Origin of the sequence: Salmonella sp. SJTUF15570, assembly GCF_043357055.1 — a bacterium.
GTDB classification, from domain to species: domain Bacteria; phylum Pseudomonadota; class Gammaproteobacteria; order Enterobacterales; family Enterobacteriaceae; genus Salmonella; species Salmonella enterica.
The window spans coordinates 142,069-157,275 of record NZ_JBEUKJ010000002.1 but is presented as its reverse complement, the minus strand read 5'-3'; the positions used below and the strand labels follow the sequence as shown (position 1 = coordinate 157,275).

The 15,207-nt window shown below is 54.7% G+C and carries 13 protein-coding genes and 1 pseudogene; 2 read left to right on the top strand and 12 right to left on the bottom strand.

What is annotated here, in order from left to right:
• Window positions 1-65 precede the first annotated feature (65 nt).
• From prpE to prpB, 4 genes are all read right to left on the bottom strand, one after another.
• Window positions 66-1,952 (bottom strand): propionate--CoA ligase, encoded by a 1,887-nt coding sequence (gene prpE / locus ABVN44_RS04340; RefSeq protein WP_023232048.1) that lies wholly within the window; start codon window positions 1,950-1,952, stop codon window positions 66-68.
• A gap of 40 nt (window positions 1,953-1,992) precedes the next feature.
• Window positions 1,993-3,444: a bifunctional 2-methylcitrate dehydratase/aconitate hydratase gene (locus tag ABVN44_RS04335; protein WP_010835256.1), complete on the bottom strand. Its 1,452-nt coding sequence runs from the start codon at window positions 3,442-3,444 to the stop codon at window positions 1,993-1,995.
• A gap of 39 nt (window positions 3,445-3,483) precedes the next feature.
• Complete coding sequence (prpC, locus tag ABVN44_RS04330; RefSeq protein ID WP_000132746.1) at window positions 3,484-4,653, bottom strand: 2-methylcitrate synthase; 1,170 nt, start codon at window positions 4,651-4,653, stop codon at window positions 3,484-3,486.
• A gap of 122 nt (window positions 4,654-4,775) precedes the next feature.
• Window positions 4,776-5,663 carry a methylisocitrate lyase gene (gene prpB, locus ABVN44_RS04325; RefSeq protein WP_023231393.1) on the bottom strand — a complete coding sequence of 296 codons (888 nt, stop codon included), beginning with the start codon at window positions 5,661-5,663 and terminating at the stop codon, window positions 4,776-4,778.
• Window positions 5,664-5,928: 265 nt separating this feature from the next.
• Here prpB and prpR point away from each other — a divergent pair, with 265 nt between their 5' ends.
• The gene (gene prpR, locus ABVN44_RS04320; protein ID WP_023231392.1) at window positions 5,929-7,554 is read left to right on the top strand and encodes a propionate catabolism operon regulatory protein PrpR; all 1,626 of its coding nucleotides are present in this window, start codon (window positions 5,929-5,931) and stop codon (window positions 7,552-7,554) included.
• A gap of 135 nt (window positions 7,555-7,689) precedes the next feature.
• Here the strand turns inward: prpR and yahO are convergent, their stop codons facing one another.
• Window positions 7,690-7,965 carry a DUF1471 family periplasmic protein YahO gene (gene yahO / locus ABVN44_RS04315; RefSeq protein ID WP_000848026.1) on the bottom strand — a complete coding sequence of 92 codons (276 nt, stop codon included), beginning with the start codon at window positions 7,963-7,965 and terminating at the stop codon, window positions 7,690-7,692.
• A gap of 231 nt (window positions 7,966-8,196) precedes the next feature.
• On the opposite strand from yahO, the gene ABVN44_RS04310 reads away from it, so the two are divergent.
• Window positions 8,197-8,829, top strand: a complete 633-nt coding sequence (locus ABVN44_RS04310; RefSeq protein WP_000433131.1) for a LysE family transporter — start codon at window positions 8,197-8,199, stop codon at window positions 8,827-8,829.
• A gap of 40 nt (window positions 8,830-8,869) precedes the next feature.
• Here the strand turns inward: ABVN44_RS04310 and foxA are convergent, their stop codons facing one another.
• From foxA to ssaA, 7 genes and pseudogenes are all read right to left on the bottom strand, one after another.
• The gene (foxA, locus tag ABVN44_RS04305; RefSeq protein ID WP_109821309.1) at window positions 8,870-10,978 is read right to left on the bottom strand and encodes a ferrioxamine B receptor FoxA; all 2,109 of its coding nucleotides are present in this window, start codon (window positions 10,976-10,978) and stop codon (window positions 8,870-8,872) included.
• 145 nt (window positions 10,979-11,123) lie between these two features.
• Window positions 11,124-12,128, bottom strand: a complete 1,005-nt coding sequence (gene foxR / locus ABVN44_RS04300) for a ferrioxamine uptake transcriptional regulator FoxR (protein ID WP_000074609.1) — start codon at window positions 12,126-12,128, stop codon at window positions 11,124-11,126.
• Between the two features lie 95 nt (window positions 12,129-12,223).
• Window positions 12,224-12,416 (bottom strand): annotated as a pseudogene (locus ABVN44_RS04295) (hypothetical protein).
• Window positions 12,335-12,520, bottom strand: a complete 186-nt coding sequence (locus ABVN44_RS04290) for a DUF2474 domain-containing protein (RefSeq protein WP_305954967.1) — start codon at window positions 12,518-12,520, stop codon at window positions 12,335-12,337. The pseudogene ABVN44_RS04295 and the gene ABVN44_RS04290 overlap by 82 nt, the downstream one beginning before the upstream one ends.
• Window positions 12,466-13,476, bottom strand: coding sequence for a cytochrome d ubiquinol oxidase subunit II (gene cydB, locus ABVN44_RS04285; protein ID WP_000151047.1), 1,011 nt, complete (start codon window positions 13,474-13,476; stop codon window positions 12,466-12,468). The genes ABVN44_RS04290 and cydB overlap by 55 nt, the downstream gene beginning before the upstream one ends.
• A complete protein-coding gene (locus tag ABVN44_RS04280) occupies window positions 13,473-14,876 on the bottom strand; it encodes a cytochrome ubiquinol oxidase subunit I (RefSeq protein ID WP_023231390.1) in 1,404 nt (467 codons plus the stop codon). The genes cydB and ABVN44_RS04280 overlap by 4 nt, the downstream gene beginning before the upstream one ends.
• Window positions 14,877-14,992: 116 nt before the next feature.
• Window positions 14,993-15,094, bottom strand: coding sequence for a small effector SsaA (gene ssaA / locus ABVN44_RS04275; RefSeq protein ID WP_000934834.1), 102 nt, complete (start codon window positions 15,092-15,094; stop codon window positions 14,993-14,995).
• Window positions 15,095-15,207 lie beyond the last annotated feature (113 nt).

Sequence of the window (15,207 nt, the reverse complement as noted above, 5' to 3'; positions counted from 1 at the left end):
TTTACACCCCACTATTCAGTCGCTGAGCCTGACCCGTTGCCGGACGCGGCTTATCCGGCTTACGGCTATTCCTCGATCGCCTGGCGAATTTGCTGCAACGACGCGGGATCGTCAATGGTTGTCAGATCGCCCGGATCGCGGCCTTCGCAGATCGCCTGGATCGTGCGGCGAAGCATCTTTCCGGAACGCGTTTTGGGGAGCTGCGAGACAAACCAGACATGCGCCGGACGACCAAAGTGACCGATCTGGTTGTCCACCAGCGCCATAATCGCGTTTTCCTCGTCGCGCGCCGCCTCGCGATCCGCCAGCGTATCGCTCTGCTTCGGAATGACAAACGCCACCGCTACCTGCCCTTTCAGAGCGTCTTTTATCCCCACTACCGCCACTTCCGCTACGTTCGGGTAGCTGGAGATACTTTCTTCTATTTCTCGCGTCCCCAGCCGATGACCCGCAATATTAATCACATCATCGGTACGGCCCAGAATAAAGTAATACCCCTCGGCGTCGCGGATTCCCCAGTCGAAAGTGGCATAAACCTGACGGTTAAACAGCGACCAGTAAGTCTTCACAAAACGCGCATCGTCGCCCCAAATAGTCTGAATACAGCCCGGCGGCAGCGGCCCTTCGATCACCAGCATCCCCTTTTCATTTATGCCGCAGGGCTCGCCGGTGACTTCATTGAGTAGCTGGACGTTATAACCGTACATCGGCACGCCGGGACTTCCCAGACGCGGCGGCCTGTCATCCAGCGCACGCGCCAGCGCCATGATCGGCCAGCCGGACTCCGTCTGCCAATAATTGTCGATAACCGGCACACCCAGCGTCTCCGTCACCCAACTGGCCGTCGGCTCGTCCAGCGGCTCACCGGCCAGATAAAGCGCCTCCAGCGAGGAGAGATCGTGATTGCGGATTTGCGCCGTCGGGAATTTTTTCAGCACGCGAATCGCGGTCGGGGCGGAAAACATCCGGTTAACCTGGTATTTCTCGACAATTTTCCACCAGACCCCGCAGTCCGGGTACGTCGGCAGTCCTTCGTAAACAATAGTCGCCATGCCTGCCAGCAGCGGCGCGTAAACGATATAGGAGTGGCCGACGACCCAGCCGATATCCGATGCGCAAAAGAATACGCCGCCCGCCTTGCCGCCAAAAATGGTGTCCATCGAGGTTGCCAGCGCCACCGCATAACCGCCGACGTCGCGCTGGACGCCTTTCGGTTTGCCGGTAGTGCCGGAGGTGTAAAGAATGCACGAAGTTTCATTGGATTCCAGCCACGCCACCGGCACTCTCGCGCCGAAATGCTGCTGGCGCAACGTGGCAAAATCCAGATCGCGCCCATCCACCCACGCCATTTTCGCCAGCCCTCTGTCCACCAGCAGAACGTGTTTCGGCTGATGCTGCGCCTGCGCAATAGCGTCATCAAGCAGCTTTTTATACGGCAGGATTTTACCGCCCCGCGCTCCGGCATCCGCCGACACAATCAGCGCCGGTCTGGCATCGTCAATGCGCGCCGCCACGCTGTGCGAGGCAAAACCGCCAAAGACCACCGAATGGATCGCGCCAATGCGCGCGCAGGCCAGCAGGGTTATCTGCGCTTCGGCAATCATCGGCATATAGACCAATACGCGATCGCCACGCTGCACGCCCAGCGACAGCAGCATGGCGGCCACAGCGTTGACTTCATCATGCAACTGGCTGAAGGTAAATGTGCGCTCTTCATCGGTCTCTGATGAGACGGCAATCAGCGCCAGCGCCTCCGGCTGTTTATCCAGCCAGCGGTCAACGGCGTTATGACATAAGTTAGTGGTGCCGCCGCAAAACCAGCGGGCAAACGGTGGACGGCTATGATCCAGCGTCTGCGTAAACGGCTGTCGCCAGTCGATACGTCGGGCCTGCTCGGCCCAGAACGCCTCCGGTTCGTTAATGGAACGCTGATAAAATTCGCTAAAAGACATCACGCTCTCCTGTTGAACTTACGCCTTACTGCTGGCTGGCTCAGATGACATATAAATCGAGGTATTCGTTAACCGGCATCTGCTCCAGGCGGGCTCTGTCCAGGGAGACATCCAGAATGCGTTGCTGCTGGCGAGTCGGGAACTGACGCGCCAGGTTAATTTTAAATTTTTCGATAAGCTTCGGAATACCGTCGGCGCGGCGACGCGCATGACCAATCGGATACTCCACGACAACCTCGCCAAAGCGTGAGCCATCAGTAAACTCCACGGTGATCGCATTGCCGATAGCTCGTTTTTCCGGGTCGTGATAGTCGGCGGTAAAAGCCGGGTCCTCATAACACACGATTTTCTCGCGCAGGGCGTCAATACGCTTGTCCTGCGCCACCTCGTCTTCATAATCCGCCGCGGTTAACCGTCCGAACAGCAGCGGCACGGCGACCATATACTGGATACAGTGATCGCGGTCCGCCGGGTTATTGAGTGGGCCTTTTTTATCGATAATGCGGAGACAGGCTTCGTGGGTGCGGATGGTCACTTTCTCGATATCCGCTGCCGTTTTGCCCGCGGCCTGCATCTGCTCATACAGCGTCATCGCCGCTTCGACGGCGGTTTGCGAGTGGAATTCTGCCGGGAAAGAAATTTTAAATAGCACGTTTTCCATGACGTAGGAGCCGTAAGGTCGCTGGAAACGGAACGTTTCACCTTTGAATGAAACGTCGTAGAAGCCCCAGGTTTTGGCGGTGAGCGCCGAGGGATAGCCCATCTCGCCGGTTTTCGCCATCAGCGCCAGACGTACCGCGCGCGAAGTCGCATCGCCCGCCGCCCAGGATTTGCGCGTACCGGTATTCGGCGCATGACGATAAGTGCGCAACGACTGCCCATCCACCCACGCCAGCGATACCGCGTTGAGGATCTCATCGCGCGTCAGCCCCAGCATTTCAGCGACCACCGCGGTCGAGGCCACTTTCACCAGCAGCACATGGTCAAGCCCGACACGGTTGAAGGCGTTTTCCAGCGCGATGCAGCCCTGAATTTCATGGGCTTTGATCATCCCGCTCAATACCTGTTTCATGGTCAGCGGCGCTTTGCCGGCGGCGACGGCATTGCGTGACAACCAATCCGCAATCGCCAGAATACCGCCGAGGTTATCAGAAGGATGGCCCCACTCGGCGGCAAGCCAGGTATCGTTAAAATCGAGCCAGCGGATCATCGCGCCAATGTTAAAGGCTGCCTGTACCGGATCGAGCTGGAACTGGGTGCCCGGCACGCGTGCGCCGTTGGGCACCACCGTGCCTGGCACGATTGGCCCAAGCAATTTTTTACAGGCCGGGTATTCCAGCGCTTCCAGACCACAGCCGAGCGTGTCGAGCAGGCAATAATGCGCGGTGTCGTACGCCACCTTTGAGGTGATCTCGTAATTCATCACGTAATCCACGATATCGACGATTTCGCGGTCAAATTCCGGGCGGATGTTCAGTTCTTGGGTAGACATAGGGTACGTTTCCTGCGTTTTATTTTTAATAAGAGTGAGTTAGCAACGATCGTCTATCGAGACAAACGGACGATCTTCCGGCCCGGTATAGTTGGCAGAGGGGCGAATAATCTTGTTGTCCTGACGCTGTTCAATAATGTGCGCCGCCCAGCCGGTTACGCGGGCGATGACAAACAGCGGGGTGAACATTTCGGTAGGGACGCCCATCATGTTGTAGGAGACCGCCGAAAACCAGTCGAGATTCGGGAACATCTTTTTTGTCTCCCACATCACCGTTTCCAGACGGTCAGCGATGTGGTACATCTTCAGCGAGCCGCCTTCTTCTGAAAGCTGTTTCGCCACCCGTTTGATCACCTGATGGCGCGGGTCGGCGATGGTGTAAACCGGATGTCCAAAGCCAATCACCACCTCTTTGTTTTCCACACGTTTACGGATATCCGCCTCTGCCTCGTCCGGCGTTTCATAACGCTGTTGAATTTCCAGCGACACCTCATTCGCCCCGCCGTGTTTCGGGCCGCGCAGCGCGCCAATCGCGCCGATAATCGCGGAGTAGACATCCGAGCCGGTTCCGGCAATCACCCGGCTGGTAAACGTCGAGGCGTTGAACTCATGCTCGGCGTACAGCACCAGCGAAATATGCATCGCCTTTTCCCAGCTTTGGGTTGGCTTTTCACCGTGCAGCAGATGCAGGAAATGGCCGCCGATGGAATCATCGTCGGTTTCCGGCTGAATACGTTCGCCGTTGTGGCTGTAGTGATACCAGTAAAGAAGGATAGAGCTGAGCGAGGCCAACAGCTTATCGGCAATATCGCGCGCGCCGGAGACGGTATGTGCCTCTTTTTCCGGCAGGGTGCAGCCCAGCGCGGAAACGCCAGTACGCATCACGTCCATCGGGTGCGAGGCCGCCGGTAACGCTTCCAGAACGGTACGGACATTGGCGGGTAATCCGCGCAGCGCTTTTAATTTGCTTTTATACGCGTTCAGCTCGTCGCGGGTCGGTAATTTTCCGTGGATCAGTAAATGCGCGACTTCTTCAAATTCGCAGTGCTCCGCCAGATCGAGAATGTCGTAACCGCGATAGTGCAGATCGTTACCGCTTTTTCCCACGGTACACAGAGCGGTATTTCCGGCAGGTACGCCGGAAAGCGCGACCGATTTTTTAGGCTTAATGACATGCGTGTTGTTTTGCAGGATCGTCGTGTCTGTCATATTGTCCTCGTCATTATTGTAATGTGTAGGGTATTGAGGTGTGTAGGCCGTACCGTAGGCGGGATAAACGTAGTGCTATCCGGCATTGCCTGATGGCGGCTTCGCCTTATCAGGCCTACAGGCTACGATTTTTTATTCCTGTACAGCGCGTCCAGCTTCTCTTCGAACTGGTAGTAATTGATGCTTTCGTACAGCTCGTTGCGGGTCTGCATGATGTCGATCACGTTCTTTTGCGTCCCTTCCTGGCGCAGCACGGTATAGACTTTTTCTGCGGCGCGGTTCATGGCGCGAAACGCCGACAACGGATAGAGCGCCATCGCCACGTTTGCGCTGCGCAACTCGTCGGTCGTAAACAGCGGCGTCGCGCCAAACTCAGTGATGTTGGCGAGGATCGGCACCTGCGCCACGTCGGCGAACTGGCGGTACATCGACAGTTCGGTGATCGCCTCCGGGAACAGCATGTCAGCCCCCGCGTCCACGTAAGCCTGCGCGCGATCGAGAGCCGCCTCCAGCCCTTCCACCGCCAGCGCATCGGTACGCGCCATGATCACAAAGTTCGGATCGGTGCGCGCATCCACTGCCGCCCGAATTCTGTCTACCATCTCCTCTTTCGAGACGATCGCTTTGTTTGGACGGTGTCCACAGCGCTTAGCGCCAACCTGGTCTTCAATATGCAGCGCGGCGGCGCCCGCTTTGGCTATGGACTTTACCGTCCGCGCGACATTAAAGGCGGAGGAACCAAAGCCAATATCCGCATCCACCAACAGCGGCAGCGGGCAAACATCCGTGATGCGCCGGATATCGGTTAACACATCATCCAGCGTAGAAATCCCCAGGTCCGGCAGTCCGAGCGAGCCCGCCGCTACGCCGCCGCCAGAAAGATAGATAGCCTGATACCCGGCCCGTTGGGCCAACAGAGCATGGTTGGCATTGATAGCGCCGACAATTTGTAATGGATTCTCTTTAGAGAGCGCGGCGCGAAATGCCAGCCCCGGCGAATGTAAAGACATATCTCGTCCTCATGTTAGTAAATTGTTACTCAGAATGTATTCACCAAAGCAAAGGCTATGCCAGGCAAAGAGGCTGCGAGAAAATTAAATACAATGAGATTTAAAAACAGGTAATTACAGTCATTCCTGTTATGAATAAGCGCGATTAAGGGAAAAGAAAAACGTGTCAGCTAACGTTTCATGAAACGAATCGCCCTGTTTCATTGCAACATTTATGAAACACGTTTAAAACAAAAAATCGCCCCTTAAAGATGAACCTACTGCGATGACGACTGCTCACAGCGCTCCGCGCGATAATAGCGATAAACCGGTGATCTGGACGGTCTCCGTAACGCGTCTGTTCGAACTGTTTCGGGATATCAGCCTGGAATTCGATCATCTGGCGACCATCACGCCTATTCAACTCGGCTTTGAAAAGGCGGTGACCTACATTCGCAAAAAACTGGCGACCGAGCGCTGCGACGCGATTATCGCGGCGGGTTCGAACGGGGCCTATTTAAAAAGTCGCCTGTCAATACCGGTGATCCTCATCAAGCCCAGCGGATTCGATGTATTACAGGCGCTGGCGAAAGCGGGAAAGCTCACCTCGTCTATCGGTATCGTGACCTATCAGGAGACCATTCCGGCTTTACTTGCCTTTCAGAAAACGTTTCACCTCCGTCTTGAACAGCGAAGCTATGTCACCGAAGAGGACGCGCGCGGGCAAATTAACGAACTTAAGGCCAACGGTATTGAAGCCGTCGTCGGCGCGGGATTAATTACCGATCTGGCGGAAGAAGCGGGAATGACCGCCATCTTTATTTATTCCGCGGCGACCGTTCGTCAGGCTTTCCATGATGCGCTGGATATGACCCGTCTGACACGGCGCCAGCGCGTGGATTACCCATCCGGCAAGGGATTACAAACCCGGTATGAACTGGGCGATATACGCGGCCAGTCGCCGCAAATGGAGCAGCTCCGCCAGACGATTACGCTCTATGCCCGCTCCCGTGCGGCAGTGCTGATTCAGGGGGAAACAGGGACCGGAAAAGAGCTGGCGGCGCAGGCGATTCACCAGACGTTTTTTCACCGCCAGCCTCACCGTCAGAATAAGCCATCCCCTCCCTTTGTCGCCGTCAATTGCGGCGCGATTACCGAGTCGTTGCTGGAAGCGGAACTGTTTGGTTATGAAGAGGGCGCGTTTACCGGTTCACGACGAGGAGGCCGGGCGGGGCTATTTGAAATCGCACACGGCGGCACGCTGTTTCTGGATGAAATCGGCGAAATGCCCTTGCCCTTACAAACCCGACTTTTGCGCGTACTGGAGGAAAAAGCCGTCACTCGCGTCGGCGGACACCAGCCGATCCCGGTGGAGGTCCGGGTGATCAGCGCTACGCATTGCGATCTGGATCGGGAGATAATGCAAGGACGTTTTCGCCCCGATCTCTTTTATCGCCTGAGTATTCTGCGTCTGACGCTTCCTCCTTTGCGCGAGCGGCAGGCTGATATTTTGCCGCTGGCGGAAAGCTTTTTAAAACAGTCGCTGGCGGCGATGGAAATTCCGTTTACCGAATCGATACGTCATGGATTGACACAGTGTCAGCCGCTTTTGCTGGCCTGGCGCTGGCCCGGTAATATTCGCGAACTGCGTAATATGATGGAGCGCCTGGCGCTTTTTTTAAGCGTCGATCCCGCGCCAACGCTGGACAGGCAATTTATGCGGCAGTTATTACCTGAGCTTATGGTGAACACAGCAGAACTGACGCCTTCAACCGTGGATGCGCACACGTTACAGGATGTACTGGCGCGCTTTAAGGGCGATAAGAGCGCCGCGGCGCGTTATCTGGGGATTAGCCGCACCACTCTGTGGCGTCGTTTAAAAGCTGGTGCCAAAGACCAGTCGGATAATTAAGACAAATGACAGCGTCCTGAATGCCTGATGGCGCTACGTTTACTGCAGGCCGTCATCCGGCAAAACGGATGACGGTTGCCTGGAATAAAAATACCCGCCGGAAACCCAGGCGGGTATTTTTATGATGCAACGCTTTTATTTCTTTTTATAAATATCAGCCGTACCATGAATTTTATTTTCTGTCTGCCCGGACGTCAGCACCACCACATCCGCCCCTTTTTCATCCGCCTTTTTGATTAAATCTTCTCTGGCATCCAGCGGCGACATTTCCCCGGTGGTGGAAATCGTGCCAATTTTCGTGTATTCGGAGGCGACTTTATCAAAGTCCGTTTTTTTCATGATTTCTGCGGCATAAACGTTTGTCACGACAAACGCTAATGCGCCAAGCATAACCTTGTAGCCAGTTTTCATAGCAAAACCCTCGTTTTATTATTACGCCATCATCGCTTTATCAGAACAAAAAGGCCGTTCGGACTGATTAAATAAGTAGTGTAGATTGCTGGAAAAATCCAGTCAGCCCCCGCTCTGTCGGCGTAACAACGCGGATTAAAACGCCCCTGCTTTGTGATCTCACTCGCAATCATCTGGTTTGACTATTAATAAGATGAAGGGTATTTCTTGAGGCTAAGAGAAGAGTTGCCTATGGAGCCGTTTCATGCCGTTGTGCTTACCGTCAGTCTGTTTGTGTTAACCTTTTTTAATCCCGGCGCGAATCTGTTTGTGGTGGTGCAAACCAGCCTCGCATCAGGACGCCGGGCGGGAGTCATCACCGGCCTGGGCGTCGCCACGGGAGACGCCTTTTATTCCGGGCTGGGGCTTTTCGGTCTGGCGACGCTCATTACGCAATGCGAAGCGGTATTTTCTCTTATCAAAATTGTCGGCGGCGCCTATTTATTATGGTTCGCCTGGAACAGTATTCGCCACCAGGCGACGCCGCAAATGAGCACGCTCCAGACGCCAATTGCCGCTCCGTGGACGATTTTCTTTCGCCGGGGATTAATGACCGATTTATCCAATCCGCAAACCGTACTGTTTTTTATCAGTATTTTTTCCGTAACGCTTAGCGCAGAAACGCCCACATGGGCAAGGTTAATGGCCTGGGCCGGAATTGTGCTGTCATCCGTTATCTGGCGTATTTTTCTCAGCCAGGCCTTTTCGCTCCCCGCAGTCCGCCGCGCTTATGGGCGTATACAGCGCATTGCCAGCCGTGTTATCGGCGCCATTATCGGGATGTTTGCGCTCAGACTTCTCTATGAAGGCGTGACGCACCGCTAATGTTTGCCCGGTAGCCTTTGCTACCGGACGATAAGCGTTATCAAAACGCCCATGACACGCTGCCTACAATGCTACGCTCGGCGCCAAAATAACAATAAGAGAGCGAATTACAGGCAGCGACATAGCGTTTGTCCGTCAGGTTATTTACGTTGAGCTGGGCGCTCAAGCCATTTAACCCAATGCTGGATAAATCATACCCTACCACCATATCGACCAATGTATAGGACGGCAACGTGTGGGTATTCAGGCGATCGCTGGTCACGCCGTTGACGTACCGGATGCCGGAGCCCAAAGTCAGCCCCTCTAACAGACCGCTTTTCACATCGTAGCTTAGCCAGGCGCTGGCCTGGTTCCGTGGAGCATAAACCGCGCGCTTACCCTGCTCTTGCGGGCTACTTTTCTTATAACGGATATCAGTATAGGTATACGCCGCCTGCAAACGGACGCTATCCGACAAATGGCTAATGGCCTCCAGTTCCACCCCTTTAGACTCAATTTCACCAATCGAGCGGTACGGATCGGTAGGTTCTTCTTTGGTCGCGATATTGGTCTGGTTAATACGATACACGGCGGCGCTAAACTGGCTGTTCCCCCCCAGCGGTTCGTATTTTACCCCCGCCTCCCACTGCTTGCCTTTCATCGGTTCCAGCACATTGCCGTTTTCGTCGGCGAAGCTGGTCGGCGTAAACGCGGTAGAATAACTGAGATAGGGGGCGACGCCATTGTCGAACAGATAAAGCAACGCAGCACGGGTGCTGACGTTGTTTTTATCGAGATCGCTGCGTGAATCATGAAGTTTGTCGATGTTAGACACGCTGACCCGATCGTAACGACCGCCCAACGTAAAGCGCCAGCGATCCCATGACATCTGATCCTGTAAATAGTATCCGGTCTGCCGCAGCTTATGTTTTTCACGGCTATACAACGTAATGTAATCCGGCTGAGCGCCATAAACGGGGTTGAAAGCGTCAATCGGCGGAAACGCGCCATAATAGCCAGTAGTATGGTTACTGCGATCCTGATAATCGATCCCCGCCAGCAGACGATGATTAATCGCCCCGGTATCCACACTGCCGTCGAGCTGATTATCCAGCGCGATAGCCGACATTTTCTCCCCGGAGCCGGAATAGCCGCGATTCAGCGCCGTTTCATTCAACCAACCTGCGGCATAGACCTGATTCAACGTCACTTTGGTATGCAAATAGCGCAATTTTTGCCGTACCGACCAGCCGCTATCGAACAGATGCTCAATGTTATAACCCACCATATTTTCACGGCGATCGTATTTGTCGTAGTCATCTTCACCTTCAAAGAAAGTGTTAGAAATTTTTCCGCCGTTATAAGGTACAACCGTGCCTTGATAAGGCAGTCCGGAGTGGCTACCGCCTTCCGGATCACGGTGCAGATAGGCCATAAGATCAAGGCGCGTCCGATCGGTAATTCGCCAGGTCAGGCTCGGCATCAGCGCATAGCGTTCCTCTTTCAAGGGGGTAAACTGCGAATCGGCGTAACGTGTCATGCCGCTAAGACGCGCCGCCACACGTTCATTGTCATCCAGTGGGCCGGTCACATCAAAAGCCGCCCCGCGCTGGTTGTGATTGCCGGCAAACAGCTTCACCTCTCCCCCGGCATCAAACGCCGGTTTTCGCGACGTCAGCGCGACAATGCCGCCTGGCGATGAACGTCCATACAGAACGGACGCCGGGCCGCGTACCACCTCGATATCTTCCAGAAACCAGGGGTCAACCACCAACGAACTGTGCGAATTGGTGTCGCCCATCATTTTTAACCCGTCGAGATAGACGTTATCCAGACTACCGTCCGAAAAACCACGCAATACGATGTAATCAAAGCGGTTAGAGGCGCCTATCTGATTACTGTATACGCCTGGGGTGTAGCTGACCGCCTGACGCACGCTGGTTGCGCCCTGCTCTTCAAACTGCTGGCGGGTAATAATGGATACCGACTGCGGCGTTTCAATATCTGGCGTCGCCAGCTTGGTCGCGCCACTCTGAACGGGCGAGGTGACAATGACGGTATCATTTTTTGTGGTTTCCTGGGCAAAAAGAGGAAAAGTCGCGCCGCCGATAGCTCCGCCTATCAATAGCGCCATACGCGTTGTCGCAAACATGAACATCTCCAAAGGCATCTTTATTGTAAATAAGAATTATTACCCTTTAGAGATGACGGACCACTATGCGTAACGCCAGATTGCCTATGCGCAATGATAAAAAATCACCCAAAGCGGCAGAAAACCGGGTTAGCGGCGGATATTACCGCTCTGGCGGAGCGCGTTACGCACAGTGTCGGGACGCCGTCAGAGACGCGTCACGCAGCTCGCCGGGCGAGCAGCCATAACGCCGACGAAATGCCGTCGCAAAGTTTGTGGCATGTTGATAGCCTGACATCCAGGCGGCCTGCTGCACGCTGTATCCCTCCATCAGATAACGACGCGCGCGCGCCAGGCGGCAATCACGCAGATAATCAAACACGGTACACCCATAGGCATGGCGAAACTTGCACCGCAGGCTACTTGGACTCATTGCCGCCCGACGCGCCAGTTCGTTCAGCGTGTAGGCTTTTTCCGGCGTCTGCTCCAGTAAACGCCGAATGAGCTCCAGCCGCTGATATTCACCGGTGACGGGAAGTCCGCGTTTTTGCGTTGCGGGCTGACATAGATTGAGCGCATAGCCCAGCAATTGCAGCATGATGCCTTCCAGCATTAACTGGCGTGACGCCGCATGAGGTCCGGGCTGCTGCGCATAACGTAGCCCCGAAAGCAGAAACTCCGGCACCTGCCAGACCCTCGCCGAGGCCGCGCTACGTTCCCACTCGTCTGCCAGCGAGACAGGCAAACGCTCCCGCCACCCGCCGTCCGGGTACATTCCCAGCGATAAGGTGCGCAATTTGCTGTCTGCGCCGTGATGGGCGCGTATCGTCTGCTGCTCACTCAGTTGCGAGCAAAACGCCATCCCCGCGCTCAACAAAAAGGTCTGCTCATTGACAGCCAGCGCAACGTTACCTTCCAGCACCACCAGCATATACAGCGGACTGCTATGGCGAGAGGTGGTTTCATAAGGTTGTAACACGTGAACATCCGAGCGTGTAATGCAAATCCCGCCGGGAAGCGCTATCTCTTCGATATCGCCATGAAGTACGGGACTACTCTGCGTATACTGCGGTAACGCAGGGAAGCGGTAATCAATGCCATAACGCTCGCCAAACGCGATGAAGTCACTGACGGAAAAGATCTTTTTCATCGCCGGGGCGGCGGAAGAGTGACAGGAGATCGGAGACATTATCAATACCGTTTATCTGCGTTATACCAGAGCGTTAGCCACTGTGTAACCATATCACTGCGGCCCGGGAACGACAATAAAGATGAGAATAATTATCAACCGCTATTGAGGGGAGAAATAAGGCGAACAAAGGTGATCGATAAACGCCGATCTGTCGATAAAAACGCGCTTTCGCGAGAGACGAAAGCGCGTCCGGGGGGTATCAGTCAGGAGCGAAATCCTGCGGAGGTCATGAGCAGTCTGAACAACATTCCGACGCCCGCCAGCAGAAGCACGCTGGCGCACCATATCGCGACCATCCATACGACTCGCCGCGACCATTTTTTCACTTTAACCATCAGTGATATCCCTCTCCATGTCGCACTTTTCCACGGAAGACGTAGTAGCTCCAGAAGGTATAAGCCAGAATAATCGGGATGATTATCAGCGCCCCAACCAGCATAAAGCTTTGACTTTGCGGCGGCGCGGCGGCGGCATACAGCGAAATATCCGGTGGAATAATATTCGGCCAAATACTGATGCCTAACCCGCTGAACCCCAGAAAAATCAGCCCTAGCGTGAGAATAAATGGACGCGCATGGGATTCTGGTTTTTTCACGCTGCGCCATAGCCAGACGCTAAAAGCCAACACCAGCACAGGCACCGGCAGGAAGTAGTATAAATTGGGCAGCGTGAACCAGCGCTCGGCGATGTCGTCGTGGGTGAGCGGCGTCCACACGCTGACGCCTCCCATCACCAGCAACAAGACGATCAACAACGGGCGCGACAGCGCGCACATCCGGCTATGCAGCGGATCTTCGCTTTTCATAATCAGCCAGGTAGCGCCCAGCAGCGCGTAGGTGACAACCAGACCGACACCGCAGAACAGGTTAAACGGCGTCAGCCAGTCAAGCTGCGAACCGCTAAAGGTTCGCCCTTCCACCTGAAAACCGCTCACCACCGCGCCCACCACAACCCCCTGGGCAAAGGTCGCCAGGATTGACCCGACGATAAAGGATTTATCCCAGAACGCGCGATGCGACTCGGTGGCTTTAAAACGGAATTCAAAAGCGACGCCGCGAAAGATAAGACCAAGCAGCATAACCACCAGCGGGATAGTCAGCGCGTCGGTGATGACGGCATAAGCCAACGGGAACGCGCCAAAAAGCCCGGCCCCGCCCAGCACCAGCCAGGTTTCGTTCCCGTCCCATACCGGCGCGACCGAGTTCACCATAACATCGCGATCGTGTTTATCGCGAATAAACGGAAACAGGATACCGACGCCCAGATCGAACCCATCCATTACGATATACATCAGCGTGGCGAACACGATAATAGCAAACCAGATAACCGGAAGATCGATGGTCATTCGCGTTTCTCCTGCTCAAGCGATTCTCCCACGGCAGAGATAGGACGCGCGGGTCTGCCATCGGTTTCAGCGGTCGGTGTCTCCGCCGGCTGCGGCCCTTTCTGGATAAGGCGAATCATATAAATATAGCCAACCCCAAAGACCAGGGAATAGACCACAAAGAAGGCCAGCAAACTGATGCTCATCTGCAAGGTGCTGTGCGCGGAAACCGCATCACGCGTTCGCAGCAGGCCATAGACCACCCACGGCTGACGTCCTACTTCAGTCGTCACCCATCCGGCAAGGATGGCGATAAGCCCGGACGGCCCCATCCACAGCGCAAAGTGCATAAAGGGCCGCGAATGATACAGGCGGCGTCGGTAGCGCAGCCACAGGCTGGCCAGCCCCAGGAAGATCATCAGTACGCCCATGCCCACCATCAGACGGAAAGACCAGAACACCACGGTAGAGTTGGGGCGATCCTCTTTGGGATAATCTTTTAGCGCAGGCACCTGTTTGTCCAGGCTATGCGTCAGGATCAGACTGCCCAACACCGGGATCTCAAGCGCATAGCGGGTCCGTTCCGCCTCCATATCCGGCCAGCCTACCAGCGTAAGCGGCGTTGGCTCGCCGGGCGTATTTTCCCAGTGCCCCTCAATCGCGGCGATTTTGACCGGCTGATGCTTCAGGGTATTAAGGCCGTGCATATCGCCAATCAATGCCTGAACGGGCGCCACCACGACCGCCATCCATAACGCCATCGAGAACATACGGCGGATAGCCGGCGTATCGTTACCTTTCAGTAAATGCCAGGCAGCGGACGCGCCGACAAACATCGCGCTACTTAAAAACGCCGCAACGGACATATGCAACAGGCGATACGGGAACGACGGGTTGAAAATCACCGCGAACCAGTCCACCGGGACCACCTGACCGTTGTGAATTTCAAATCCCTGCGGGGTATGCATCCAGCTGTTAGACGCCAGAATCCAGAACGTCGACATTAACGTGCCCAACGCCACCATACAGGTAGACAAGAAATGCAGGCCCGGCCCGACTTTGTTCCAGCCAAAAAGCATCACGCCTAAGAATCCCGCTTCCAGGAAGAATGCGGTGAGCACTTCATAGGTTAATAAAGGCCCGGTGATACTGCCGGCGAACTGGGAGAAACCGCTCCAGTTCGTTCCGAACTGGTAAGCCATGACCAGACCGGAGACCACGCCCATCCCGAAGTTGACGGCAAAAATTTTGAGCCAGAACTGATAGAGCGAGCGCCAGACAGGATTACGCGTTTTTAGCCATAGACCTTCCAGTACCACCAGGTAACTGGCTAAGCCAATCGTAATCGCGGGGAAAATAATATGAAAAGAGACGGTAAAGGCAAACTGGAGTCTCGCTAAAAAGAAGGCATCAAACTCCATGTTCCCTCCCGTTTATATATAGTCACTTCGTGTAAAATATTCACTGTTCGCAACCAGGTTGAAACGAAACGGTTATTTTCCCCAAACGTAAAAACGTCGGGGAATATCCAGATAAATTACGATTTTTTTTGCGGCTGGCTGTCAGGCTTATCGCCCGACTCTGGCGCTTCGGAGGGGTCGTCTTTTTCGACAGCGAAACGGTAGTATCTATTTAGCATAACATGTCTCCCTTAGTTACATTCACTTGGCAATATCTACCTGGCCGTTATAAAAATAACGGCAAAACAAAAAAAAGCGTCTTCAAGACTATTTGCAATTTCAGCAAAATACG